At 41.0% G+C, this 23,639-nt stretch carries 19 protein-coding genes, 8 tRNA genes and 1 rRNA gene; 6 read left to right on the top strand and 22 right to left on the bottom strand.

Annotation, left to right across the window (positions count from 1 at the left end; all coding sequences use genetic code 11):
- Positions 1-56 precede the first annotated feature (56 nt).
- The 7 genes from CIL03_RS16890 to sigW form a co-directional block, all read right to left on the bottom strand.
- The gene (locus CIL03_RS16890) at positions 57-1,436 is read right to left on the bottom strand and encodes a HAMP domain-containing sensor histidine kinase (RefSeq protein ID WP_094887064.1); all 1,380 of its coding nucleotides are present in this window, start codon (positions 1,434-1,436) and stop codon (positions 57-59) included.
- A gap of 68 nt (positions 1,437-1,504) precedes the next feature.
- Positions 1,505-2,185 carry a response regulator transcription factor gene (locus tag CIL03_RS16895; protein ID WP_206207716.1) on the bottom strand — a complete coding sequence of 227 codons (681 nt, stop codon included), beginning with the start codon at positions 2,183-2,185 and terminating at the stop codon, positions 1,505-1,507.
- Positions 2,186-2,502: 317 nt separating this feature from the next.
- Positions 2,503-3,852, bottom strand: a complete 1,350-nt coding sequence (gene glmM, locus CIL03_RS16900; RefSeq protein ID WP_094887066.1) for a phosphoglucosamine mutase — start codon at positions 3,850-3,852, stop codon at positions 2,503-2,505.
- Between the two features lie 78 nt (positions 3,853-3,930).
- Positions 3,931-5,169, bottom strand: a complete 1,239-nt coding sequence (locus CIL03_RS16905; protein WP_094887067.1) for a CdaR family protein — start codon at positions 5,167-5,169, stop codon at positions 3,931-3,933.
- Positions 5,162-5,983: a diadenylate cyclase CdaA gene (gene cdaA, locus CIL03_RS16910; RefSeq protein ID WP_094887068.1), complete on the bottom strand. Its 822-nt coding sequence runs from the start codon at positions 5,981-5,983 to the stop codon at positions 5,162-5,164. The genes CIL03_RS16905 and cdaA overlap by 8 nt, the downstream gene beginning before the upstream one ends.
- Before the next feature lie 174 nt (positions 5,984-6,157).
- On the bottom strand, positions 6,158-6,790 hold the full coding sequence (gene rsiW, locus CIL03_RS16915) for an anti-sigma-W factor RsiW (RefSeq protein WP_094887069.1): 633 nt from the start codon (positions 6,788-6,790) through the stop codon (positions 6,158-6,160).
- Between the two features lie 15 nt (positions 6,791-6,805).
- The gene (sigW, locus tag CIL03_RS16920) at positions 6,806-7,369 is read right to left on the bottom strand and encodes an RNA polymerase sigma factor SigW (protein WP_094887070.1); all 564 of its coding nucleotides are present in this window, start codon (positions 7,367-7,369) and stop codon (positions 6,806-6,808) included.
- 146 nt (positions 7,370-7,515) lie between these two features.
- Here sigW and CIL03_RS16925 point away from each other — a divergent pair, with 146 nt between their 5' ends.
- Positions 7,516-7,668 carry an aspartyl-phosphate phosphatase Spo0E family protein gene (locus CIL03_RS16925; RefSeq protein ID WP_240508128.1) on the top strand — a complete coding sequence of 51 codons (153 nt, stop codon included), beginning with the start codon at positions 7,516-7,518 and terminating at the stop codon, positions 7,666-7,668.
- 108 nt (positions 7,669-7,776) lie between these two features.
- On the opposite strand, the gene rocF is transcribed toward CIL03_RS16925, so the two are convergent.
- The 11 genes from rocF to CIL03_RS16980 all read right to left on the bottom strand — a co-directional run bounded on the left by rocF (position 7,777) and on the right by CIL03_RS16980 (position 14,662).
- The gene (gene rocF, locus CIL03_RS16930; protein ID WP_094887071.1) at positions 7,777-8,679 is read right to left on the bottom strand and encodes an arginase; all 903 of its coding nucleotides are present in this window, start codon (positions 8,677-8,679) and stop codon (positions 7,777-7,779) included.
- 322 nt (positions 8,680-9,001) lie between these two features.
- The gene (locus CIL03_RS16935; RefSeq protein ID WP_420855424.1) at positions 9,002-10,099 is read right to left on the bottom strand and encodes a phosphomevalonate kinase; all 1,098 of its coding nucleotides are present in this window, start codon (positions 10,097-10,099) and stop codon (positions 9,002-9,004) included.
- A gap of 12 nt (positions 10,100-10,111) precedes the next feature.
- Complete coding sequence (gene mvaD / locus CIL03_RS16940) at positions 10,112-11,089, bottom strand: diphosphomevalonate decarboxylase (RefSeq protein ID WP_094887073.1); 978 nt, start codon at positions 11,087-11,089, stop codon at positions 10,112-10,114.
- Between the two features lie 12 nt (positions 11,090-11,101).
- Positions 11,102-12,064 carry a mevalonate kinase gene (mvk, locus tag CIL03_RS16945; RefSeq protein ID WP_094887074.1) on the bottom strand — a complete coding sequence of 321 codons (963 nt, stop codon included), beginning with the start codon at positions 12,062-12,064 and terminating at the stop codon, positions 11,102-11,104.
- A complete protein-coding gene (locus CIL03_RS16950) occupies positions 12,061-13,347 on the bottom strand; it encodes a hydroxymethylglutaryl-CoA reductase, degradative (protein WP_094887075.1) in 1,287 nt (428 codons plus the stop codon). The genes mvk and CIL03_RS16950 overlap by 4 nt, the downstream gene beginning before the upstream one ends.
- Positions 13,348-13,697: 350 nt before the next feature.
- Positions 13,698-13,773: transfer RNA gene (locus CIL03_RS16955), tRNA-Lys, on the bottom strand.
- 277 nt (positions 13,774-14,050) lie between these two features.
- Positions 14,051-14,125: transfer RNA gene (locus CIL03_RS16960), tRNA-Gln, on the bottom strand.
- A 10-nt stretch (positions 14,126-14,135) separates the two neighbouring features.
- A tRNA-Tyr gene (locus CIL03_RS16965) sits at positions 14,136-14,220 on the bottom strand.
- A gap of 48 nt (positions 14,221-14,268) precedes the next feature.
- A tRNA-Thr gene (locus tag CIL03_RS16970) sits at positions 14,269-14,344 on the bottom strand.
- A 163-nt stretch (positions 14,345-14,507) separates the two neighbouring features.
- Positions 14,508-14,583: transfer RNA gene (locus CIL03_RS16975), tRNA-Val, on the bottom strand.
- Between the two features lie 4 nt (positions 14,584-14,587).
- Positions 14,588-14,662: transfer RNA gene (locus tag CIL03_RS16980), tRNA-Glu, on the bottom strand.
- Between the two features lie 260 nt (positions 14,663-14,922).
- Here CIL03_RS16980 and fabI point away from each other — a divergent pair.
- From fabI to CIL03_RS17000, 4 genes are all read left to right on the top strand, one after another.
- Positions 14,923-15,699 (top strand): enoyl-ACP reductase FabI, encoded by a 777-nt coding sequence (fabI, locus tag CIL03_RS16985; protein ID WP_094887076.1) that lies wholly within the window; start codon positions 14,923-14,925, stop codon positions 15,697-15,699.
- Positions 15,700-15,786: 87 nt separating this feature from the next.
- Complete coding sequence (locus CIL03_RS16990; protein WP_094887077.1) at positions 15,787-16,506, top strand: YwaF family protein; 720 nt, start codon at positions 15,787-15,789, stop codon at positions 16,504-16,506.
- A gap of 624 nt (positions 16,507-17,130) precedes the next feature.
- Entirely contained in the window at positions 17,131-19,008 is a 1,878-nt protein-coding gene (gene htpG, locus CIL03_RS16995) for a molecular chaperone HtpG (RefSeq protein ID WP_094887078.1), read from the top strand.
- 352 nt (positions 19,009-19,360) lie between these two features.
- The gene (locus CIL03_RS17000) at positions 19,361-20,305 is read left to right on the top strand and encodes an EamA family transporter (protein WP_094887079.1); all 945 of its coding nucleotides are present in this window, start codon (positions 19,361-19,363) and stop codon (positions 20,303-20,305) included.
- A 408-nt stretch (positions 20,306-20,713) separates the two neighbouring features.
- On the opposite strand, the gene pdxS is transcribed toward CIL03_RS17000, so the two are convergent.
- Positions 20,714-21,589, bottom strand: a complete 876-nt coding sequence (pdxS, locus tag CIL03_RS17005; RefSeq protein WP_094887080.1) for a pyridoxal 5'-phosphate synthase lyase subunit PdxS — start codon at positions 21,587-21,589, stop codon at positions 20,714-20,716.
- A gap of 142 nt (positions 21,590-21,731) precedes the next feature.
- Between pdxS and pdxR the strand changes: the two genes are divergently transcribed.
- Positions 21,732-23,159, top strand: coding sequence for a MocR-like pyridoxine biosynthesis transcription factor PdxR (pdxR, locus tag CIL03_RS17010; RefSeq protein WP_094887081.1), 1,428 nt, complete (start codon positions 21,732-21,734; stop codon positions 23,157-23,159).
- 131 nt (positions 23,160-23,290) lie between these two features.
- On the opposite strand, the gene CIL03_RS17015 is transcribed toward pdxR, so the two are convergent.
- The 3 genes from CIL03_RS17015 to rrf all read right to left on the bottom strand — a co-directional run bounded on the left by CIL03_RS17015 (position 23,291) and on the right by rrf (position 23,628).
- Positions 23,291-23,363 (bottom strand) — tRNA-Thr (locus CIL03_RS17015).
- Between the two features lie 7 nt (positions 23,364-23,370).
- Positions 23,371-23,445 (bottom strand) — tRNA-Asn (locus CIL03_RS17020).
- A 67-nt stretch (positions 23,446-23,512) separates the two neighbouring features.
- A 5S ribosomal RNA gene (rrf, locus tag CIL03_RS17025) occupies positions 23,513-23,628 on the bottom strand.
- Between the last annotated feature and the right edge of the window lie 11 nt (positions 23,629-23,639).

Genomic DNA, 23,639 nt, shown 5'->3' on the forward strand with positions numbered 1-23,639 from the left:
ATCCATTCAATACATCTAGCATAAATCATGAATATGAATGGAAGATGAACAGCTGATTACTTTGCCGGCAATGTTACCGTGAACGTTGACCCTATTCCTGGTTCACTTTCCACAAGAACTGTTCCATCATGAAGCTCCACGATTTTTTTCACGATCGATAAACCCAGCCCCGTACTGTTCTCTGTCCTGGTACGTGCCTTATCGACCTTGTAAAATCGATCAAAAAGCTGTGAAATATCATTTTCGGCAATACCGATTCCAGTGTCCTTCACAGACACATGAACTGCAGATTTATCCGAAGCCGTCTGAATGGTTACCTTGCCTCCCGCTTCCGAATATCGAATCGCATTGGTCAGTAAGTTTACCCAAACCTGCTGCAATAATTTCGGGTCACCAATAACTGTAGCGGGATGGACACTCATTTCAACAGCAAGCTCCCTCTCCCGCAATTGCCACTCCATCGTTGAAACAACTTCCTTTAGCTGATCCGCCACATCAAACGGGATAAAGTCACGTTTATCCAGGTCCTGGTCCAAATTGGAAAGTGTCAGCAGCTGTTTGCTTAACGCTGACAGCCGCTTGCTCTCATTTTCAATAATAGATAAATAACGCTCCCGTATTTCACGGGGAAGCTCCTCTTCTCTTAAGACTCGCGAAAATCCCTGAATGGATGTAAGTGGTGACTGGATTTCATGCGAGACATTTGAAATAAATTCCTGTCTTTTTTCTTCTGTATGCTCCAAGCTGTCACTCATTTTGGAAAAGTCATTTGCTAATCGGCCAATTTCATCCTTACGATTAACATTCAGTTTCACATGATAGTTTCCAGCGGCTATCTTTTTCGTTGCCTCTGTCAGCTTTTTGATTGGATTAACGATAAAGCGGGTGCTTGTAAGAACTAATAGGAAACTGAACAGAAGTGCCAGTACTAGTAATACGGCAAGGAAAATCCGCATTTCACCAAATTGCTGCATCGTATTGGGACGAACAAATAATGCATGTGTTTCACCTGCAATTTCAATTGGGACCCCGATTGTATTTTTTAGTTCATTGTCAAAAAAACCTGTGACAAACGGCTTCCATGGGAAATTTGCAATCCCATGATAGGTATCACCACTAAGGACAGAATCGACGTGTTCAGAATCGATTTGCTCCGACGTAAAGGAGTCTCCATAGACCTGCCCTTCCCCGTCCGGTTTGACCAGGTAAAATTTATAGCCTAAGTCAGTCATTGCTGTTAAATAGTCGGAAATTGGCTCACGGTTATTATTCTCGTAAATTGCGATAATATTTTCCGCAATATGAACAGTTTTTTTATCATTTTCCGGTTTTAGAAATTGCTGATAATATATATTCGCAGCAGCAAAAGCAATCACCGCACTGGCAATCATAATCGCCATTGTTGTAATTATGATACGCACATAAAGAGTTCGCATAGCAGGATCCTCCAATTTACCTGAGACTAGCATGATTGTATGAACTGAAGATGAACGGATGGATCAGCTTAGATTTCCCCCTCCAGCTTATAACCAAGACCTCTTACCGTTTTTATCGAAAAATCATGCTGATTCAATGGAAACCGCTCACGAAGCCTTTTAATATGTACATCCACTGTCCGGTCGTTCCCCTCATAATCATTTCCCCAGACCAGGTCGATGAGTTGCTCCCGGGTAAAAATACGATTCGGGTAATTTGCCAGCTGAGCCAAAAGTTCAAACTCTTTCAGAGGCAGAATGATTGTTTTTCCATTTGCCTGCACCTCGTAGCTTTTGCGGTTAATTATTGTGTTGCCAATCGTAATAATCTCTTCATTCGTCATCTGAAACCTTCTCAGCAAAGCCTTGATACGAAATAAAACCTCTTTTGGCTCAAATGGTTTTACAATATAATCATCCGTTCCGGCAAGATATGCTTTTTCTTTATCAGCAATTTCGCCTTTTGCGGTGAGCATCATCACCGGGATATCATAAAACTTTCGAATTTCCTCACATAGCTGATAGCCATCAACATGCGGCATCATAATATCTACAATTGCCAGCTGGATTCTATTTGCTTCCAAATGAGCAATTGCTTCCTGGCCATCAGCCGCTTCCATTGTCTGATAGCCTTCCTTTTGCAGATAAAAGCGTAAAAGTTCCCGGATATGCGGATCATCATCAACGATTAGAATTGTGATCATGTTCATGCCTCCTGACTTTTTTCTTTCATCGTATCATCTAATGGATTGAAATGGTATTTAAGGAAGTTTTGATTTCTAAAGTTGAGAGACAACGGCGAAAAGTTGAGAGACAGCTCAGTCCAGTTGAGAGATAGACTAAGATAGTTGAGACATAAAAGTATAATCACTGTTTTTCTCTCAACTTTGCATAGTCGTGTCTCAACTTTCACTTATTGTCTCTCAACTTCACAGCATTTTCTCTCAACTCCGCCGAGGCGCGCCAGCCCACCCTGGCAACAAAAAAACTGCCCTCTTTCAAAAGAGAGCAGTTCCTCATATAATAACTATTCCTTCATTCCCAATAAACCATCAATCACACTTACCACCCGATCAGCGTATTTTTCACATTCTTCCTTCGTTGGGGCTTCAACCATTACCCGAACGAGCGGCTCGGTTCCGGATGGGCGGACGAGTACACGTCCCTCGTCTCCCAGTTCCTGTTCCACTGCTTCAATTTCACTGTGGATCTGCGGATTGGTCAGTGCTTCATTTTTATCCGTTACTCGGACATTTTTTAGTACCTGCGGGAAAATTACCATTTCACTGGCAAGCTCTGATAAGGGCTTGCCAGTTTCCTTCATCACATTGATCAGCTGAATTGCTGATAGCATCCCATCACCAGTTGTAATATGATCAAGGAAAATAATATGGCCGGACTGCTCGCCACCAAGATTGTAGCCGCCTTTGCGCATCTCTTCCATTACGTAACGGTCGCCAACGGCTGTCTTATCGCTGCGCATTCCATTCTCTTCCACCGCTTTATAGAAGCCGATATTACTCATAACAGTAGATACTACTGTGTTTTTGTTAAGCTGCCCTTTTTCATTCATGAATTTGGCACAGATATACATAATTTGATCACCATCAACGATATTGCCTTTTTCATCAACAGCAATTAGGCGGTCTCCATCCCCATCAAAAGCCAGTCCAATATCAGCACCTTTTTCCACAACAAATGCCTGTAAAGTTTCAGGGTGTGTGGAGCCAACGCCATCGTTGATATTTAATCCGTCAGGTGACGAACCGATGGAAAAGATATCTGCTTCAAGGTCTGCAAATAAATGGGTTGCCAGGCTTGATGTGGATCCATGTGCACAATCCAAAGCAATCTGTATCCCTTCGAAATCGTTATCCACCGTATCCTTGAGGAAGGAGAGATATTTTTGGCCGCCTTCGAAATAGTCATTAACACTGCCAATGTCTGCACCAACTGGACGTGGCAAATTATCCTCTTCTGTTTCAATCAGACGTTCAATTTCATTCTCCTGCTCATCTGTTAATTTAAATCCATCTGGGCCAAAGAACTTAATTCCATTATCCTCCACCGGATTGTGGGAAGCTGAAATCATTACACCGGCTTGTGAACTCGTAGCTTTTGTCAAATAGGCTACACCTGGAGTTGAAATAACACCAAGACGCATTACCTCAGCTCCAATTGATAAAAGTCCTGCGAGAAGTGCTCCTTCCAGCATATGCCCGGAAATGCGAGTATCCCGGCCAATAATTACTTTCGGTCTGCTTGTTTCTTTTGTTAAAACATACCCGCCAAATCGTCCTAGTTTAAAAGCTAATTCCGGTGTGAGACCTTTATTTGCTATACCCCTTACACCGTCTGTTCCAAAATATTTTCCCATGTCAAATCTCTCCTTTATATCCATATCCAAGCTATTACTTGTGAGAGCATCTTTTCCTATATAGTTTTGAAAATCCCCTTATGATTCTATTTGATTTATTTCAATTAAGGCTTGTTCAAATTCTCCGGTAATGGTAATATCCTCTGCTTCCGGTCCCTCAATGGTAACAGGCACCTCATGCTCCCCGGGAACCAGCCCCTCCACATTAATAAATACACGAAAGTCTTCTGCAGAGAATTCACTGATAGCTGATTGATTGCCAACAGCCGTAATATCCATTTCAGGTGTTTCTGGTTCAATAAAGGTGAGGTCTTGTCCTTCTTCCAGGTCTTCTATCTCAATTGGGACAGCTTCTATGGTCCTTGTTTCCTCAACCTCTACCGTAACTTCCACCGTCTCTGTGTCTCCTGCATTTGCCCCGTCAGGCAGTGCCAGCTCTACATCGATTGTTCCGGATTCTGTAATTTCAGCCAGATCAACTTCTTCAGTTGAAATACCTTCAATTTCCTGTAACACATTGCTGGTGGCAAAAACCTCAACTTCCTCTACATTAGCAGAAATCGATGTTAAAGAATACCCCTCCGGCATCTCGCCTGTGGTTGCGACAGTAACAGGGACAGTCTTACTTGGATTATCTATATCTGCAGAAACAACAACCGTTTCGGGCTCAACTCTTACACTTAATTCATTTCCCTGATTGTCATATACATTCACAGGTACTTCACGATTGTTGATGGATTCATTCAATCCTGCCAAATCAATATAGACTTTCACAATGCCAATTTGATCAATAATACTCCTTGAGCTGGTGATTGTAACCGTATTTGGCTCAATTCCATATTCCCCAAGCTCATATCCTTCAGGGAGCTGACTTTCATTAATAAAATCAGCATTTATCTGAAACTCTTCGGATGCTTTTTCCTCTATCGTAACTTCAACCGTTTTTGGTTCGATATATGCTTTCACTTCAGATGAAATATTATGTTGAATTTCTACAATGTGGTCTCCTTCTTCCTTCCCTCTCAAATCAACAAATACATCAAAATTTCTCAATCTGATAAGCGGGGTCAGCACACCTGCAGAGCCTTCCAGTGAAACAGAAACCACCTCAGGCACGCCACTTACTACATAATTTTCATCATCAATTCGAATATCTACAGGCACATTATCCAGTGTCTGCAATCCGTCTGTATTATTGTCAACTCTGGAGTCATTTTGCGAGTCATTTTCCGATATATATACAAAGGCAAATAAAGAAACAGCGAATGCTAACGAAACAACACGGACAAACCATTTACTTGCAAACCAATTATCCATTCGTATTCCCCCCTTGTTTCTCAGGCTTTTTATCAGGGGTTTTAATATTCAATGATAAATTTTCACTAAGTATTTGACGAAGGCTATCCTGATTTAATTCTCTATGTAACTCACCATTTTTTGTACAGGATATATTCCCAGTTTCTTCAGATACAACAATAGTAAGTGCATCTGTTACTTCACTGATTCCCATTGCAGCTCTGTGTCTTGTGCCAAGTTCCTTTGAAATAAAAGGACTTTCCGATAACGGAAGGTAACAAGCCGCAGCGAGGATACTTTCCTTTTTTATAATGACGGCACCATCATGCAATGGCGTATTTGGTGTGAATATATTTGTCAGGAGCTGATGTGTCAGTTTTCCATTGATTGGAATTCCAGTTTCTGCATAATCACCAATTCCAGTTTCCCGTTCAATGGAGATCAAAGCACCAATTCTTCTTTTTGCCATATAATTACATGATTGAATAATTGCATCAATATTTTGTTCGATAATTTCCTCTTCCGACCTGGCACTCCTTGAGAAAATATTGCCCCTCCCAAGCTGTTCCAGTGCTCTTCTAAGTTCCGGCTGAAATAGGATAATAATAACAATCAGACCCCACTCAATAGCCTGATTGGTAATCCATTGAATCGTTTGCAAATTAAATAAAATACTTAACAGCCAAACAACAAGTACAACAGCAATCCCTTTTAAAAGCTGAATTGCCTTTGTCCCTCTGATCAGCATAATTAATTTATATAATACATACCAGACGAGAGCTATATCTACGCCTATTCTAAGCAGATTGAGAAGATCGAATCCCCCATCAAGCATGTTTACACATCCTTTGACAGCCAAATTTAGCCCTATCCAATGACAGATAGTAACGTCCTTTATTATAACATAATATGAGGAAAAACATGTAAATATGGAGGAAGAGAATTTGAACCTTTTTCAAAAGAAAACACCCAGAACCGCAATTATCCGGGTGTTCTTCACTAAAACTGACTAGAAGGCAAAAATTCCTTTGAACAGGTCTTTTGTTTTATACCAGATCCATTCAAAAACCTGATCGACCATTTTTAATTCCCCATTAACTTCACCGACGGAGGCCATCAATCCCTCGCTTTCAATTGATTCCTCTAAAAGCTTTCCATTAATTAATGTTACATTGCCATCGACTGTCCCATTAACAATTAAATTGCCATTTTTGACAAGGAGATCTCCTTCGACGGTTACTCCTTCAGGCACAATGACGGTATCCCCCTGGATAATTAAGTCTTCCTGTTTAGAGACTACCAGCTCACTGTCCTGGTTCCATGCAGAAAATACACCACTTATCATAAATACAAAAAATATGGCTGCAGCCGTCAAAATAGGATGTGCCTTAAACCAGCGTGAATATCTCATCCGCTTCTTCTCAGCAGGCAATTGCTGCATCACATTTTCCGTAAAATTCTTCGGTGCTGAAATCTGCTCCGCACTATGGATAAGTGTGATTGTCCGTTTCAGCTCATGAAAATGCGTTTGGCATGCTTCACAGTCTTCTAAATGTACCCGAAGTTCGGTTTCCTCCGGCTTTGACAAATCACCATCTAAATATTTATGCATAAGCTCTACTGCTTCTTTATTACAGTTCATGTGGATCACACTCCTTTACACATGGCGAAGCCTTTTTCTCAATGCTTCCCGACCTCGATGTATACGGGTTTTCACCGTTCCTAACGGGATATCTAAGATGTCACTGATCTCCTGAAGAGAAAATTCTTCTAAATATCTAAGCATAATGATACTTCGATATTTTGGTGGGAGCCCCGAAATTTCCTGGTGAATATAACGTTGTAATTCAATGCTTTCCACTTCTTCGCCAGGCAATCGATCCTTGCTTGCCAGCTGGGAATACATATCCAATCCGTCTGTCCCCTTTACCTCTGCATCCAGGTAATAATCCGGTTTTCTTTTTCGGATTCGATCAATCGTTAAATTGGTGGCGATTCGGTATAGCCACGTCGAAAACTTTCGCTTGTCATCAAACGAATGAATATTAACATATGCGCGGATAAATGCTTCCTGCGCAATGTCCTCTGCTTCATGTGCATTCCCCAACATCCTGAAGCAGTGCTGATAAATTTTGTTTTGAAAAAAAGAAACGACATCCTCGTAGGCTGACTGGTCTCCTTTTTTTACTAGTTTTATTTTCTCTCTAATAATTTGATCCATACGGGTACCTCCGCTAACTATGCGGTATTTATGTTACGAAATTGACGATAAAAAGGTTTCAAAAAAAATCATATTTTTTTTGAGTTTATTATTGCAATAATTTGGGTACTTTCTTATTATAGTATACTAGATAGGAGGACAATTTTGTGAGTAAATCTATGTTATTGGAAAAAATCGAAGAATGCCGCGAAGAAATGATTACATTAAGCAGTACACATGCACTAACTTCTGAAGCTGTTGTCTTGTCTAGTATGAAACTGGACAAGCTGATCAACGAATATCAAAATTACGTTCAATGAATGACAAATAGATGCATGATCTTATAACTCCTATGAAACTACATACGAATCATTTTGGCAACAAAAGGCACCAAATTTCCTAATGAATTTGATGCCTTTTTATATTGCCTATTTTAGCTTTTCACCAAACAAAGAACCCATTAGGGCTACTGCAACCGTAGCTGTTTTATTTTTATCATCCAAAATTGGGTTTACCTCAACAAATTCGGCAGATGTAATGACCTCTGCTTCTGCTAGCATTTCCATAGCCAGATGACTTTCGCGATAAGTAATTCCTCCGATAACAGGAGTGCCGACACCTGGAGCCTCGGAAGGATCAAGTCCATCAAGGTCAAGACTCAGATGAATTCCATCTGTACGGTCTTTCAGGTAGTCGATCGTTTCTTCGATTACTTTCGACATTCCCATTCGATCAATTTCGTGCATTGTATACACTTTAATACCTCTTTCTCGTATTAACTCCCTCTCACCTGGGTCAAGGGATCTTGCACCTACAATCACAATATTTTCGGGCTTTATTTTCGGTGCATTGCCATATAAATTAGTTAATTTTTCATGACCAATCCCAAGACTTGCAGCTAATGGCATCCCATGGATATTCCCGGAGGGTGAAGTTTCACTTGAATTCAAATCACCATGGGCATCATACCAAATGACTCCAAGGTTATCATAATGCTTGGAAACTCCCGCCAGGCTTCCGATCGCAATACTGTGATCTCCTCCCAGTACTAATGGAAATTGCCCTTTTTCAATTTCCTGATCTACCATTTCGGCAAGTTTCTCATTCGCTTCTATTACCTGTTCAAGATTTTTTAAATTACTGTCATTATCTATATTCTTCTGATCCGGACGGTTTATCGGGATATCCCCCAGATCATGTGTGTCTATGTTCAGTTCCTGTAATTTTTCGATTGCACCTGCGTACCGCATAGCGCTCGGCCCCATGTCCACACCACGGCGGCTCTGGCCTAAATCCATCGGAACTCCAATAATCGACATTTTATTATTCATTGAAAGTGCCTCCTTCTATTATAGTTTAACGGAAGCGGGGATAGTGACTCAACCTAACATTTATTTGTATATTTATGCATTTGCTGGCAGGCTTAGATAAGGTAAGCTCCTGTGTTACCTTTTTCACTGTTGCCTTCTTCGGTTCCGACTAATAGAGTGCTTCTATGTTACCTTTCCCGACTGCTCCCTTGATGATTTGGCTAGTAGAGCGCTTTAATGAGGTATTTCACGAAAGTTTTCATTTTTAAAGGTCTTTAAGACTCTTAACTGCGAAACGAAGCCGCAAAAAAAGTCAGGCAGCTTCATTCGACAGTACCTGACTTTATTCTATAACTATTGCACCTGCTTTATTCACATGAATCGGAAGTGGTTTAATCCCTGCTTCAGACCATGCATGCATAAGCTGATCCGCTTCTTCTTTCGATGGCATAAAAGCAATTCCACAATCTCCGCCGCCAGCACCGGATGGTTTGCCGGCACCGCCATACTGTTCAGCTAAATCACAGAGCTTCGTCAATAATGGTGTTTCGATTGCTACATTAGCATTATCCCCTGCCGAAGCAAGTGCATGCCGGTTTTCCCTGACGCCTTCCAACAGTAGTGGAATGTTTGCACTTTTCATTCCTTTCGTAAACTTCTCAACTGCAATCTCACTGGCATCAAGAAATTCCCGAAAAGCTTCAGGATTATCCACTTTCATTTTCAAAATTTCATCGACAAGTTTCGCAGTGGATGCCGGCTTACCTGTCCAGCCGATGCATACATAGATATTTTCCGGCAATGTAATTGGTTGAACCGAAAAATAAATCCATTCTTTTTCTAAAAGCTCGGTTAATGTAGCCGTATTTTGATATGCTTCCCGTAGCCATTCTGCCTGAAAAGAAGAATACTCGAGAATTCCACCGTAAGAGGATGCTGCCACATCAGCACCTGAGCCATTTCCTTGCGTTTTCACATGTGCAATGGAAGCAAGTTTAAAAATCAGCTCAGCCTCCGGATTTTTATGTAGATATTTCTTTAAAACAGCAGTAATTACTGAGGTTACTACCGCGGCACTTGATCCCAAACCATATTTAATCCCTGAAGCATCGTCCAGTTCACTTTTTATCGTTAGGGAAAAAGGCTCAGGGGTAATACCTTGTTCATGCAAATAGTTCAAAGCAATCGTCATTGCAGCCTCAACAAAGCGAACCCTGCCATCTTCAGAAAAAACACGAACAGCTTTATTTTCGTAATTCCAGTTAAGATCAATTAGCTTAAAATCCTGTAACGTAAGTCTGTTGGTGGAACCCTGCTCCAATGTTGCATAAACAAACCGGTCAACAGCCATTACAGCTAAGTTATGATGTGGTTCAAGCACGGCGAATTCCCCGGCAATCATAAGTTTTCCCGGAACTTTAATCTTCAACGGTATAGGCAAAACATTCATCCCCTATAGATAGGTTACTCCCTGACCTGATTTACTCAACCGTACATCTGTTACACCAGGTATATTACGGAGTGTCTTTTCGACAGTTTTTTCATTCTCCGGCAAATACAAAACTTTTACGTTCGGTCCGGCATCAATTGTAAAGTATGCTGGAATTCCTTCAGCTCTCATCGCCTGCACTGCCTGCATAACCGTCATTGTTGTATCCAGCCAGTATGTAAATGGTGGGTAAGCACCTAATGTCGTGGCATGCATTCTCAGACAGTTTGCTTCTGCTATTTGCCCGACTTTTTCAAAATCACAGCCGCTAATTCCCTCTTTTATCTGCTGCAAATCCTGAGGAATACTGTCTAACCATCCGGAATAAAATGCCGACGTATCAACCGTTCGCTTCATTCCTTCACGGCTCGACACTTTTTTCATTGTTGCATTTAAGATAACCGCAGCAACTCTTACATCCCAATGGTCTGCTGGTGCAATCGGAACAGCATAGGAGTCCGAGCCATCTGGCTTCTCTCCCATTTCCCATTCCGCAAATCCGCCATAGATTGAACGGCATGCAGAACCGGAGCCTTGCCGGGTTAAGCGGGAAAGCTCCTGATCACTAAGCTCAAGTCCAATCGCTTTCGCCCCAGCAGCAGCAAGAGCTGCAAAGCCGGAAGCAGATGAGGCAAATCCTGCAGCTGTAGGCACCTCATTAATCGATTGCACATTTGCAAATAATTTATCTTTTCCAGCAGATCTTCGGATAAGATCGAGGAATGCTGAAACACGATTAAATGCAGTACCTGTTACAGGCTCGTCATTTAATGTGAAAATATCCTTCGAAAGCTCCTCCTGAAAATCAACTGTGGTCGTCGTATAAAATCCGTCCAATGTTAGGGAAAGACTGCTGTTCGTCGGCAGTATAATAGACTCATCACGTTTACCCCAATATTTTATTAAGGCAATATTTGTATGTGCTTTTGCAGTAGCCTTCATGTTTCTTCCCCTTTATTTATCTTTTTTCAGGACGAAAGGCCACACAGCATGCGCCCCGAATTTTCGTAATTTATCAGCAAGCTGTCTCGAATGAACCTCATTCTGAGCCAGGGCAATAATACATCCGCCATTACCGCCACCAGTAAGCTTAGCACCCAGTGCACCTTCTTTTCGGGCAAAATCAATTAAACGGTTCAGACCGGTATCGCTGACACCCAATGCTTCAAGTTCTTTTTGGGCTTCATTCAGCATTTGTCCTAAAATATGTTTGCCCTTTCGTTCCAGGGCATGTTTCGCATGGTGTGTTAACTCCCCAATACGGTCAAGCTTTCGCTGGATTCTTCTTGGAGCCGATTTAAGCAGACCTGCTACAGATTCAACTGCCAGACGTGTGTCACCGATTCTTCCAGAGTCTGCAACTACAAAGTGAAAGTCATCACTAAGCTTGATGAAATCAATCGGATGCTCTTTCTCATACCAGACTGGACATTCCGTTGTAATCGTAAGTGTATCGATTCCGCTCGGTGCCCCATGTGCATACGTTTCCGCAATGTTAGCCAGTTGCAGAAGATCATCATTCGTACATTTTTCATCAGCATAGGTAAATAAAGATCGGACCACAGAAATCGCCACCGAAGCACTCGATCCAAGTCCTTTGCCTGGCGGGATGGAAGATGTAATTCGAATCAGCAAATCCTTTTGCGGCAGTTCCAAATAGTTCAACGAACTTTTTATACAGTTCACAATACCGCTTAATGCTTCCGGTGCCAAATTAAGCGGTCCATGATAAAATGTACTGTCAATTTTAATTGACCCGGGGACGTGTTCAATAACTGTCTCCACACCAACTAATGGAAAAGGAATAGCGATGGCTGGTTGTCCGTGTACAACTGCATGCTCTCCAATCAGTATTAGTTTACTATGAGCTATACCGATAGCTGTTTGTTCTGTTGTTGTTACTTTTTCTGCACTCATTTTATATAACTATCCACCAATTCTTTAGCTTTTCCGACACGGATTTGTTTTTCCTCGACTAATTGTTTTGCAATGATATCAATCAGCTCCCCTGAAGCCCCTGCTGCAATCGCAACAGAGCGAGAATGTAATGCCATATGGCCTTTTTGAATACCATCTGTGACTAATGCCTTCAATGCCCCAAGGTTTTGGGCCAATCCAACTGACACAATTACCTGTGCCAATTCCTGTGCGGATTCAACATCCAGCAAACTGTGGGAAAGCTTGGCCATCGGATGCACCCGGATAGCGCCTCCGACCGTTCCAACAGACATTGGCAGTTCCAATTCACCAACCAGATTGCCATCCTCATCGGCAAACCATGTTGTCATGGATCCATATTGCCCATCCTTTGCAGCATATGCATGAGCTCCAGCCTCAACAGCCCGCCAGTCATTTCCAGTCGCAATCACGATTGGATCAATCCCATTCATAATCCCTTTATTATGAGTTACGGCACGATACGGATCAGATGCAGCGAATTCATATGCATGAATGACACCTTCTCTGACTTCTTCTCCAGAAAAACCATCTGATTTGAGTAATTCAGGTGGAATCACACAACGTGCGCGAGCAAGACATTTATCCGCATAATTCGATAATATTCGTAAATATACTTTACCATTTGTTAGCTCTTCCACAGTTGGAGCAAGGGATTCTACCATTGTATTAATGATATTCGCTCCCATCGCATCCCGTGTATCGATATACACATGGATAACGAGCATTTGGCTGTAAGTTGAGCCTGATTCTTCATTCAGTATTCTAACTTCCAGATCCACTGCACCGCCACCCCTGGCAACCATGCTGGGGTACGCCGCATTGGCATCCTCTATTAATGCTTCTTTTTCTTTTAGTATGGCTGCTTTTGCAGCATGTATGTCAGGGCATCCCACTACCTGGATTTGCCCGATCATCACGCGTTCCGTGGCTTCAGCAGTAAATCCTCCAGATTCCCTCACGATTTTCGCAATATAACTTGCTGAAGCAACGATGGAAGGTTCTTCAACTGCCATTGGTACTACATATTCTTTCCCATTTATTAAGAAATTCAATCCTAACCCTAATGGCAGCGAAAAAGTCCCAATAACATTCTCAATCATTTTATCTGCAGTCTCTGTGGACAGTGCTTCTTTTGAAAGTATTTCTTTATCGTCATTGGAGAAACTATGCATTTCTTCCAATAATTCTCGTCGTGCTTCAACAGTCATTTTATAAAAACCAGGAATTCTAGAAGTTTTCATACTGTATCATCCTTTTGTTATATCATAAATGTATAGGCTAAAAGTTGTGCTTTTTTTATATATTCCACTTATCTAATGTATAATTATAACACGTTTATGTGAATGTTTAGCATAGAAATACTTGGATACATAAAGAAAATTTCACCCAGCACCTTTAAAAGAAGCTATGCCGGGAAATAGTCTGTTTTTATACAGGCATCTTTCTTTTTGCATAAAAAAATTACTGTATCTATTATGTAAAAAAACAGCATAAAATGCAAATAAACAAGGCTGCTACATTCATAACGACCTTGTTTATTTGCGATGATTTTATGTATGATGTATAACCTTACTATTTTCGTTTTGGAAAATGGTGAGCCATGGAGGATTCGAACCTCCGACCCTCTGATTAAAAGTCAGATGCTCTGCCGGCTGAGCTAATGGCTCATGTTTTATGAGTGTTCTTCAGTTTTAGAGAGCGTATATCTTGGATGCTCGTCGTGTTGCAAGTAATTTCGGTGAAGCTGCACTCCTCGCAAGCCTGCACCTAGCAGCATATTCGATGAAGCTGACGGCTTGCTCTGCCGTCTGAGCTAATGGCTCATGTTTTATGAGTGTTCTTAAGTTTTAAAGTGCAAAGTCGTGTTGCCATTAAAAGCTCATGCCTTACTATATTTCCTTATTTTCAAGTATGTAAACCAAAAAGTTCCCAAGAATAAAAAAATGGCTGGGCCACTAGGATTCGAACCTAGGATACACGGGATCAAAACCCGATGCCTTACCGCTTGGCTATGGCCCAACACTTTAAATGGTGGAGGGGGGCAGATTCGAACTGCCGAACCCTGAGGGAGCGGATTTACAGTCCGCCGCGTTTAGCCACTTCGCTACCCCTCCGCATGTATTGTGCACTATTTATATGAAAATATACTAAGAAATAAAAAATGGTGCCGGCCAGAGGACTTGAACCCCCAACCTACTGATTACAAGTCAGTTGCTCTACCAATTGAGCTAGGCCGGCTTATGAATATTAATATCCATTCTTAATTTGCGCGTTCATCGGGAATGCTCGTCGTGTTGCAAGTTACTCATTGAAGCTGCACTCCTCGCAAGCCTGCACATGGCAGCTTACTCGACGATGCTAACGGCTTGCTCTACCAATTGAGCTAGGCCGGCAAAAAAGATGGTGGAGGATGCAGGGCTCGAACCTGCGACCCCCTGCTTGTAAGGCAGGTGCTCTCCCAGCTGAGCTAATCCTCCATGTTGGTGACCCGTACGGGATTCGAACCCGTGTTACCGCCGTGAAAGGGCGGTGTCTTAACCGCTTGACCAACGGGCCACATAATAAATGAGCCTGCGAAAACAATAATTTTCTACATTATTTTTAAGTCTGTCGCAAACCAACGAATTTTATTATAACCAGTTATACAAACTTTGTAAAGAGGGAAATGAATTTTTTTAGTAAAATTTCCAGTTATGATTAGAAATCTCATTTTCACATAAAAAGTATCTAGTCTTAATACCTTGTACTATTTTTGTTTTTTTACCATCTTAAATAGGTTATAATGAAACAATGAAATATAATTTGGAGGTGCAAACATGCCGGAATTATTACAAGGCAAAAATATAGTAGTAATGGGTGTTGCAAATGAGCGAAGCATTGCATGGGGCATTACAAAATCACTACATAATGCAGGTGCTAATTTAATTTTTACAAATAGGCAGGAGAGATCCTATCAAAAACTAGTAAAGCTTTTGGAGAAAAATGAGATTGAGCCAAAATTAATTGTTTCCTGTGATGTAGCAAGCGATGAAAGTATCTCAGAAGCCTTTGGAGAAATCAAAGAAAAGGTCGGAGTTATTCATGGACTGGTACACTCAGTGGCATTTGCAAACAGAGATGAGCTAAAAGGTGAATATGCGGATACTTCACGTGAAGGCTTCCTCCTGGCTCAGGAAATCAGTGCCTATTCATTAGTAGCAGTAACAAAGGCTGCGAAAGAAGTTATGACGGAAGGTGGCGGCATTGTTACACAAACCTACCTTGGAGCAGAACGCGTAATCAAAAACTACAATGTCATGGGTGTTGCGAAAGCATCCTTAGAAGCCAGTGTTCGATATTTGGCAGAAGATGTAGGAAAATATGGTATTCGTGTAAATGCGGTTTCTGCCGGCCCTATCCGCACGCTATCCGCTAAAGGGGTATCCGGATTTAATGAAAAGGCAGGCGTAATCGAAGAAAAAGCACCTCTACGCCGAAATGTCGACCAGGATCAAGTAGGCGATGCTACCTTATTCTTAGTCAGTGAGCTTTCAAGAGGAATAACCGGAGAAGTTTTGCATGTTGATTCAGGTTATCACATTATTGGCGGCTAGCCTTTTAACATAAATCATAAATGCAGCAGATACTTATTACATTTATAATAGTAGTAAGTATCTGTTTTTATTCAGAGGGGGTTCTTTATGGGAGATTGGTTTAATGAGCAAAGCGGTGAGCCATTTATTGCTTTTGAAACCAGCCATATAATTGCGCTGATGGTATATTTTGTTGGCCTAATCCTTTTGCTGCTTACCTTTAAAAAAATCAAAAGCAATACGGTTTCGTACAATATTTTACGCTGGCTTCTGTTTTCTATCCTTGTTTTATCGGAAATATCCTATCAGACTTATACCATAACAAATGGGATCTGGAGCCTGCAGGAACACATTCCGCTCCACCTCTGCGGCATTGCGAGTATTACTGGGGCAATTGCACTTGTTACACATAATAAGACATTGATTAATCTTACCTTTCTCATTGGTTTCATCCCTGCTTTTGCAGCATTGGTTACACCAGAACTGCCTTATGACTTCCCTCATTTTCGATTTTGGAAGTTTTTCGTCCATCATGCGGCAATTTCATGGGTGAGTATTTTTCTTATACTTACAAGTTCTGTGAAAATTACATTTAAGTCTACGATGCAAGCATATGGACTACTTCTTATTTATGCAGCAATTATCGGGTTTTTTGTTAATCCAGCATTGGGTTCGAATTATTTATACTTATCTGCGACACCAACAGCTAGTACTCCACTTGATTTGCTTGGGGATGGGATTTGGTATTATGTGAATCTTTGTTTGCTAGGGATTTTGGTTTTCCTGGGGCAGTTTGGGGTTACGAAGGTTTTTAGCAGGAGTAAATAATGCACCGTTTACCTTGAAAGACCATACTAATGGATAAATTTATATTATAAATCCCATATAATAACTCCCGGCCAGTGCAGCTGCATTCCGCCAGAAGAGTGAGTGACTTTATAGTTAAACATGAGAAGTTACTTCCATTTGATCAGAAAATGGAAGTAACTTCTTTTTTCAAATAATGACAGCAAAGCAATAATCGCTAAAATTATTGTTAACGATGTTACGGGAATATATCAAAGCTTTTGAGTGTTTTCCAATTACCAATGATCTCAGATAGTCATATACTTGTTGCTTCGTTGCCTTTTTCCCATTTTTTATCTTTCTTTCTTCATACTACCCCCTTTTCTACGAGGGGGCCAACCGATCTCCTGCTTTATTCAGCTGCTAATTTTTACTTTTGCATTAACCGAATGGAAATTCTATAAAAGTAGAAACTGATGGTTAATCTATAAGTCACCTCGCCACTTCCTTCGAGAAACTTCCTGCTTTTCCCTTTTTTTTCGATGCTTCTGTCAGTTGACATCCAAAAAAGGATATGATATTAAAATATTAGGGATTAGCACTCGATACCTTCGAGTGCTAAAAAAATACTAACGCTATTTTAAAGATAAAAGGGGAGAATAAAAAATGAGCAAAATCGAATTCAGAGCAGAGTCAAAGAAATTATTGGATATGGTTATCAACTCTATTTATTCACAGCGCGAGGTTTTTCTAAGAGAGCTGATTTCCAATGCAAGTGATGCGATTGATAAAATTTATTACAAAGCATTAACCGATGATAATTTAACGTTCAACCCAGATAGTTACTATATTAAAATAGACGCCAATAAAGATAAGCGCATATTAAAAATCACCGATACTGGTATTGGAATGACGAAGGAAGAATTGGAAAATAACCTTGGTGTCATTGCCAAAAGTGGTTCTCATACATTTAAAGCTGAGAACGAAATTAAAGATGGCCACGATATTATCGGTCAATTTGGTGTCGGTTTCTATGCAGCTTTCATGGTAGCAGATAAGGTTACCGTGACTAGTAAATCATTAGAAAGTGATGAGGCATTCAAATGGGAATCCACAGGCTCTGATGGCTACAACATTGAACCTGCAGAAAAGGCAGAGGTTGGTACAGAAATTATCCTAGAAATAAAAGAGAATGAAGAAGACGAGAACTATGATGAATTTCTGGAAGAAAATCATCTGAAACAAATTATCAAGAAATACTCCGACTTTATCCGTTATCCAATCAAGATGGATATTACAGAAAGCATGCTGAAAGAAGGTACCGAAGACGAATATGAAGATGTAATTGAGGAACAGACAATCAATACCATGGTTCCAATCTGGAAAAAGAATAAAAGCGAACTATCCAACGAGGACTATGAGAATTTTTACAATGAAAAGCATTATGGCTATGACAAGCCACTAAAACATATCCACATTAATGTTGATGGTACGATCAGATATAATGCAATTCTTTATATTCCAGAAAATGCACCATACAATTACTATTCAAGGGAATATGAGAAAGGGCTCGAGCTCTATTCCAATGGCGTTTTGATTATGGAGAAATCCGCTGACCTGCTTCCCGACTATTTTAGTTTTGTGAAAGGGATGGTAGATTCAGAGGATCTGTCCCTCAACATTTCAAGGGAGATGCTCCAGCATGATCGCCAGCTGAAATTAATCGCTAAAAACATTAATAAGAAAATCAAATCACAGTTACTAAGTATTTTAAAAGATGATCGTAAAAGCTATGAAAAGTTCTTTGAATCGTTCGGCCAGCAGCTCAAATATGGTGTATACAGTGACTTTGGACAGCATAAGGACTTACTAAAAGACCTGTTATTGTTCTATTCTTCTAAAGAGAAGAAGCTGGTGACATTGGAAGAGTATGTGTCAAGAATGCCCGAAGATCAAAAATATATTTACTATGCAACTGGTGAATCCAATGAGCGCATTGAAAAACTGCCGCAAACCGAAATGGTAATGGATAAAGGCTATGAAATTTTATACTTCACAGATGAAATCGATGAATTTGCCATCCGCATGCTGATGAATTACCAAGAAAAAGAATTCAGGTCTGTATCCAGTGGCGATTTAGGCATTGAGGATGATGAGAAGGATACTGCAGAAGAAGAGCAAAATGAAAATAAAGACCTTTTCAATGCGATGAAAGAGATTTTAGCGGATAAAGTAAAAGAGGTGCGAGCATCCAAACGATTAAAGTCTCATCCCGTCGTATTAACAGCAGATGGGGAAATTTCCATCGAAATGGAGAAAATTATCAACGCGATGCCTGATGATCAGCAGATTAAGGCAGATAAAGTACTTGAGATCAATGTCAATCATGAAATGTTTCAGGCATTGAAGAATGCGAATGAACAAGACAAAGATAAACTGAAGTTATATACGAACCTGCTTTACAATCAAGCACTTCTCATTGAAGGATTGCCGATTAATGATCCGGTAGAGTTTACGAATGATATTTGTAGAGTGATGGTGTGAAGATGAGGACCTTTGCCTGTGGGCAGGGGTCTTTTTTTTAAAATCTAATTTACTGGATTGATTTAATTAGAAAGCGAGGATCTGCCGCTGGAGCTGGACGTGGCTATTTATATCCAAGAATTAATTGCTGCAAATTTATACTTTCTTTAAAACTAAAAAACAATTTCTCTTTAATTCGAATCTCTAATTATATTAAGAGGTTGCCTGCTAAAAACCATCCTTAAACCACTATCTAAATACATTCCACACAGGCTAAAATCCCGATTTTATGCTATCATAGAAAGGATGGCATTCTTTTCTTCTGAGAACAGATAAATGTACCATCCAAGTCAGACAGATTGGAGGAATTGGAATGAAACGTCATAATGCTATTATCATTTTCCTTATGGGAGCTTCCTTTTTCGGGCTGAACCCATTGTTTATAAATTTAGGTTATGCTGAGGGCTGGACTCTTGGTGAAATTAATGTGATACAAGTTATTATTGCCCTTGCAGTGCTTTGGATGATCGGTATTTTTTCCATTAGACGTCACCCTCTTGCAGTCAAAAAACTAAAGCCTAAAACAGTATTTACACTCATGATTACAGGCAGCTTCACGGGTCTTACCAGTGTGCTTTATTATGGATCAATGCAATATGTACAAGCTTCATTAGCTGTAGTGTTACTTTTCCAATTCGTATGGGTCGGTGTATTGTATGAATGGATTTTTGACCGGAAAAAGCCTAACTGGCAAACGATGCTGTCCGTCATCCTAACCATGGTTGGTGTATTATTTGCAGCAGATGCATTTAATGGTGGACTATCCAATATAACGCTTCTGGGCTTCATTCTTGGGATTGGATCGGCATTCTCTTATGCCGCATTTGTCTTTGTAAGTGGGCGTGTTGCGGTTGATGTACCGGCAACAATCCGGACACCAATAATGATTACAGGCGCTGCTGTCTTAATCTTTATCATTTTCCCGCCAAACACAACACTAAGCAGCGAGGCACTCGCAGGTGGAAGTTTATGGCTCTATGCCGGAGGACTTGCACTGTGTGGAATGATCTTAACACCGCTTTTGTTTGCCAAGTCAACCCCACATATTCCAGCTAGTCTAGCTACCCTCCTCGGTGCAATTGAGCTGCCCGTATCAGTTGTGGTAGCTTATATCGGATTGTCCGAATATATAGGGGCATCCAGATGGTTTGGAGTTTTGCTTATTCTTCTAGCGATTGCTGTTGGTGAAATGAAAGGTTTCTGGCGGATGTTAAGAAAACCGAAAAAATATGTGAATCAGCCGAGACATTCTGCGTGAAGTTATTCTTTATGAAAGATGAAGTTTCTTTAGGTTTAAGCTATAGAAATATAAATGGAAAAACAAACAAATAAAAGCTGTATGGACGAAGCGACTTTATAAGATCGCTAATATATAATTTTCAACCAAACCCGGGACAAGCATTTTTTCCGGGTATTTTTTATGTTGCAAGCTTTTACGCAGTATTTCTAGCCATCTGTCTTTATACTAGTTTTCCTATACCAAAGCTGAGATAGTATCACTGTGTACGAAGTAGATATATAACGCCTAAAAGAGCTAAAAGGCGAGTAAAGTTCAGAGAGTAATAGATGGTGGATAAAAGGATGTATTTACATGCCAAATTAAATAAGCCTCATCCCGAGGCTTATTTAACGACATATTTATACTATTATATTATCAAAACACACCTTACCAGCCGCGTTCTTGCATGCGCTCTGATGGATTAAGGGTAGAAATTTCAATTCCCTTCATTGCTGATCCTAGTCCTTTTGAAAGTTCAGCGATTAATGCATAGTCTTCATAATTTGTTGTTGCTTCTACGATTGCCTTTGCAAATTTTTCAGGGTTCTCTGATTTAAAAATGCCAGAACCGACGAAGACCCCATCTGCTCCAAGCTGCATCATTAATGCTGCATCTGCTGGGGTTGCAACACCACCAGCTGCAAAGTTAACTACAGGAAGTTTGCCTGTCTCTTTAATCTCAAGAAGAAGCTCAAATGATGCACCAATATTCTTCGCTTCTGTCATTAGTTCAGCTGTTGACATGGAAGCAACTTTTTTAATTTGTCCCTGCATCATACGCATATGACGAACGGCTTCAACAATGTTTCCTGTACCAGGCTCACCTTTTGTACGAATCATTGAAGCCCCTTCACTAATACGGCGGGATGCCTCACCAAGGTCACGTGCTCCGCAAACAAACGGTACGTTGAAATCACGTTTATATAAATGAAAAACCTCATCAGCAGGTGTTAACACTTCACTTTCATCGATATAATCAACGCCCATTGCTTCCAGCAAACGTGCTTCAACAATATGTCCGATTCGTGCTTTTGCCATTACAGGAACAGATACAGCTCCCATTACTTCATCAACGATTGTCGGTTCAGCCATACGCGCAACTCCCCCGGCAGCACGAATATCTGATGGTACACGCTCAAGGGCCATTACCGCAACAGCACCTGCTTGTTCTGCAATTTTCGCTTGTTCAGCATTTATGACGTCCATGATGACGCCACCTTTTTGTATTTCCGTCACAACTCTTTCTGTTTGACTCATTCCCATTTCCTCCCATGATTTACAAGATAATTATTTTGAATATAAACTATTTTTCTAACTTGTTTGTAGTATATCAGCGTTTGGAATGGTATGATATATCCAAAACAAGGGATTTTTATCAGTCCATAAAAAAGAGGTGCAATAAACAATGATGAAAATAGATCGGCACGATAATATACCAATCTGGAAACAGCTGCTTGACCAAATGCTTGATAATATTACGAGCGGAAAATGGAGAGCCGGTTATCAGCTGCCCCCAACTCGTGAACTCGCACAGCAATTAGAAGTCGCCCGCTCAACGGTACAAGCAGTCTATGAAGAGCTGTTCAGCAGGGGTTATACCGTTACTTCTCGTCGTGGAGGAACACGAGTAAGCGACTGGAACCAGCCCATCGTCTCAAAGGAGGAAAGATCGGCCCACCGCTTGACTCCGCCACCCATACCCGTTTTAGAAGAAGCTACAAACCGATTGTATGAATGGTCCGGGGGACACAAGAAAAACGCTGCAGCTATCGATTTTTCCCCTCATGAACCTTATGTGGACCATTTATTTTTAAAAAAGTGGAGGCAATCATTCCTCCACGCTTCGGATAATGCAGATTTGTCGAGCTGGACGCATGGAGACTCGCTTGGCTATAAACCTTTAAGGAACCAAATCCAAAATTATTTATCCGTTAATAGGGGGATCCATGTTGATATTGACCAGATCCTGCTTACATCTGGTACACAGCAGAGCATCGACTTAATTTCACAATCGCTTCTTCTGGAGGGCGACACAGTAGCTGTCGAAGATCCGGGTTTTCCGCCTGCCTGGCTGACAATGATGTACCGAAACATGAACGTCATGCCTGTGCCAGTCGATCAAGAGGGTATCATTGCCTACAATGTTCCGAAGCAATCTAAACTGATCTTTGTTACACCTTCCCATCAAGCCGCAACCGGTGCGATTATGTCTATTAAGCGGAGAAGGCAATTATTTGAACTGGCCATTCGCAACCAATCCTGGATTATAGAAGACGACTATGACAGCGAATTTCGCTATAGTGGTGAGCCGCTTCCAACCTTATTCAGCCAGGAGCCCGAGTGTACACTTTACCTGATGAGCTTTTCCAAATTGATTGCTCCTGGGATCCGTATTTCGGCCATTATTGGACCGGTTGAAGCAATAGCCCAACTAGCTCGTGTACGTACACTCACTGCCCGGCATCTTCCCATCATGGAGCAGCTGACTCTTTCTCATTTTATTGAGCATGGCCACTTCATGCGGCATATGAGACGAATCAGAAATATTTACCGGCGCAGGCATGAGGCGATGATAAAGGCAATTGCTTCATCCAAATTAGGGGAAGTGTTTTCAGTAAAAGGTGTGGAAACAGGTCTGCATATGCTGCTTGAAGCAGATGGAGATTTTAATGAAAAAGAAATGACAAATAAGGCATTAAAAAATGGAGTACGAGTCTACCCTCTCAGTACGTATTGTCTGAATAGCAGGAGAAAGGGGTGGGTATTGGGGTACTCCAAAGTGGATGAGGAGACGATTACTCAGGGCATTAGCCGATTGTCTGAGACTATTTAGTGATACAAGTGGAGTTGCCCCAGTCTTGAACTGGGGTGTAATAAATTATAGCTTCGGATGATTCAGCGAATGTAATCAAAAATACAAACACAAAAAAACGCCAATCTCTTATGAGACAGCGCTTATCAAAGAGCTTCCAATCCGATTTGAACGGACGACCCCTTCCTTACCATGGAAGTGCTCTACCTGCTGAGCTATGGAAGCATATATTTGGCTCCACAGGTAGGATTCGAACCTACGACCGATCGGTTAACAGCCGATAGCTCTACCACTGAGCTACTGTGGAATAATTTATAATCTTACTATGTATTATATCATATTATTTTATACAAAAAAACGGTATAAAAAAAGCAGCCTGGCGGCGTCCTACTCTTGCAGGGGCAAAGCCCCAACTACCATCGGCGCTGGAGAGCTTAACTTCTGTGTTCGGGATGGGAACAGGTGTGACCTCTCCGCTGTTACTGCCAGACAACTTTATAA

Source organism: Virgibacillus indicus, from assembly GCF_002266285.1.
Classification (GTDB): Bacteria; Bacillota; Bacilli; order Bacillales; family Amphibacillaceae; genus Virgibacillus_K; species Virgibacillus_K indicus.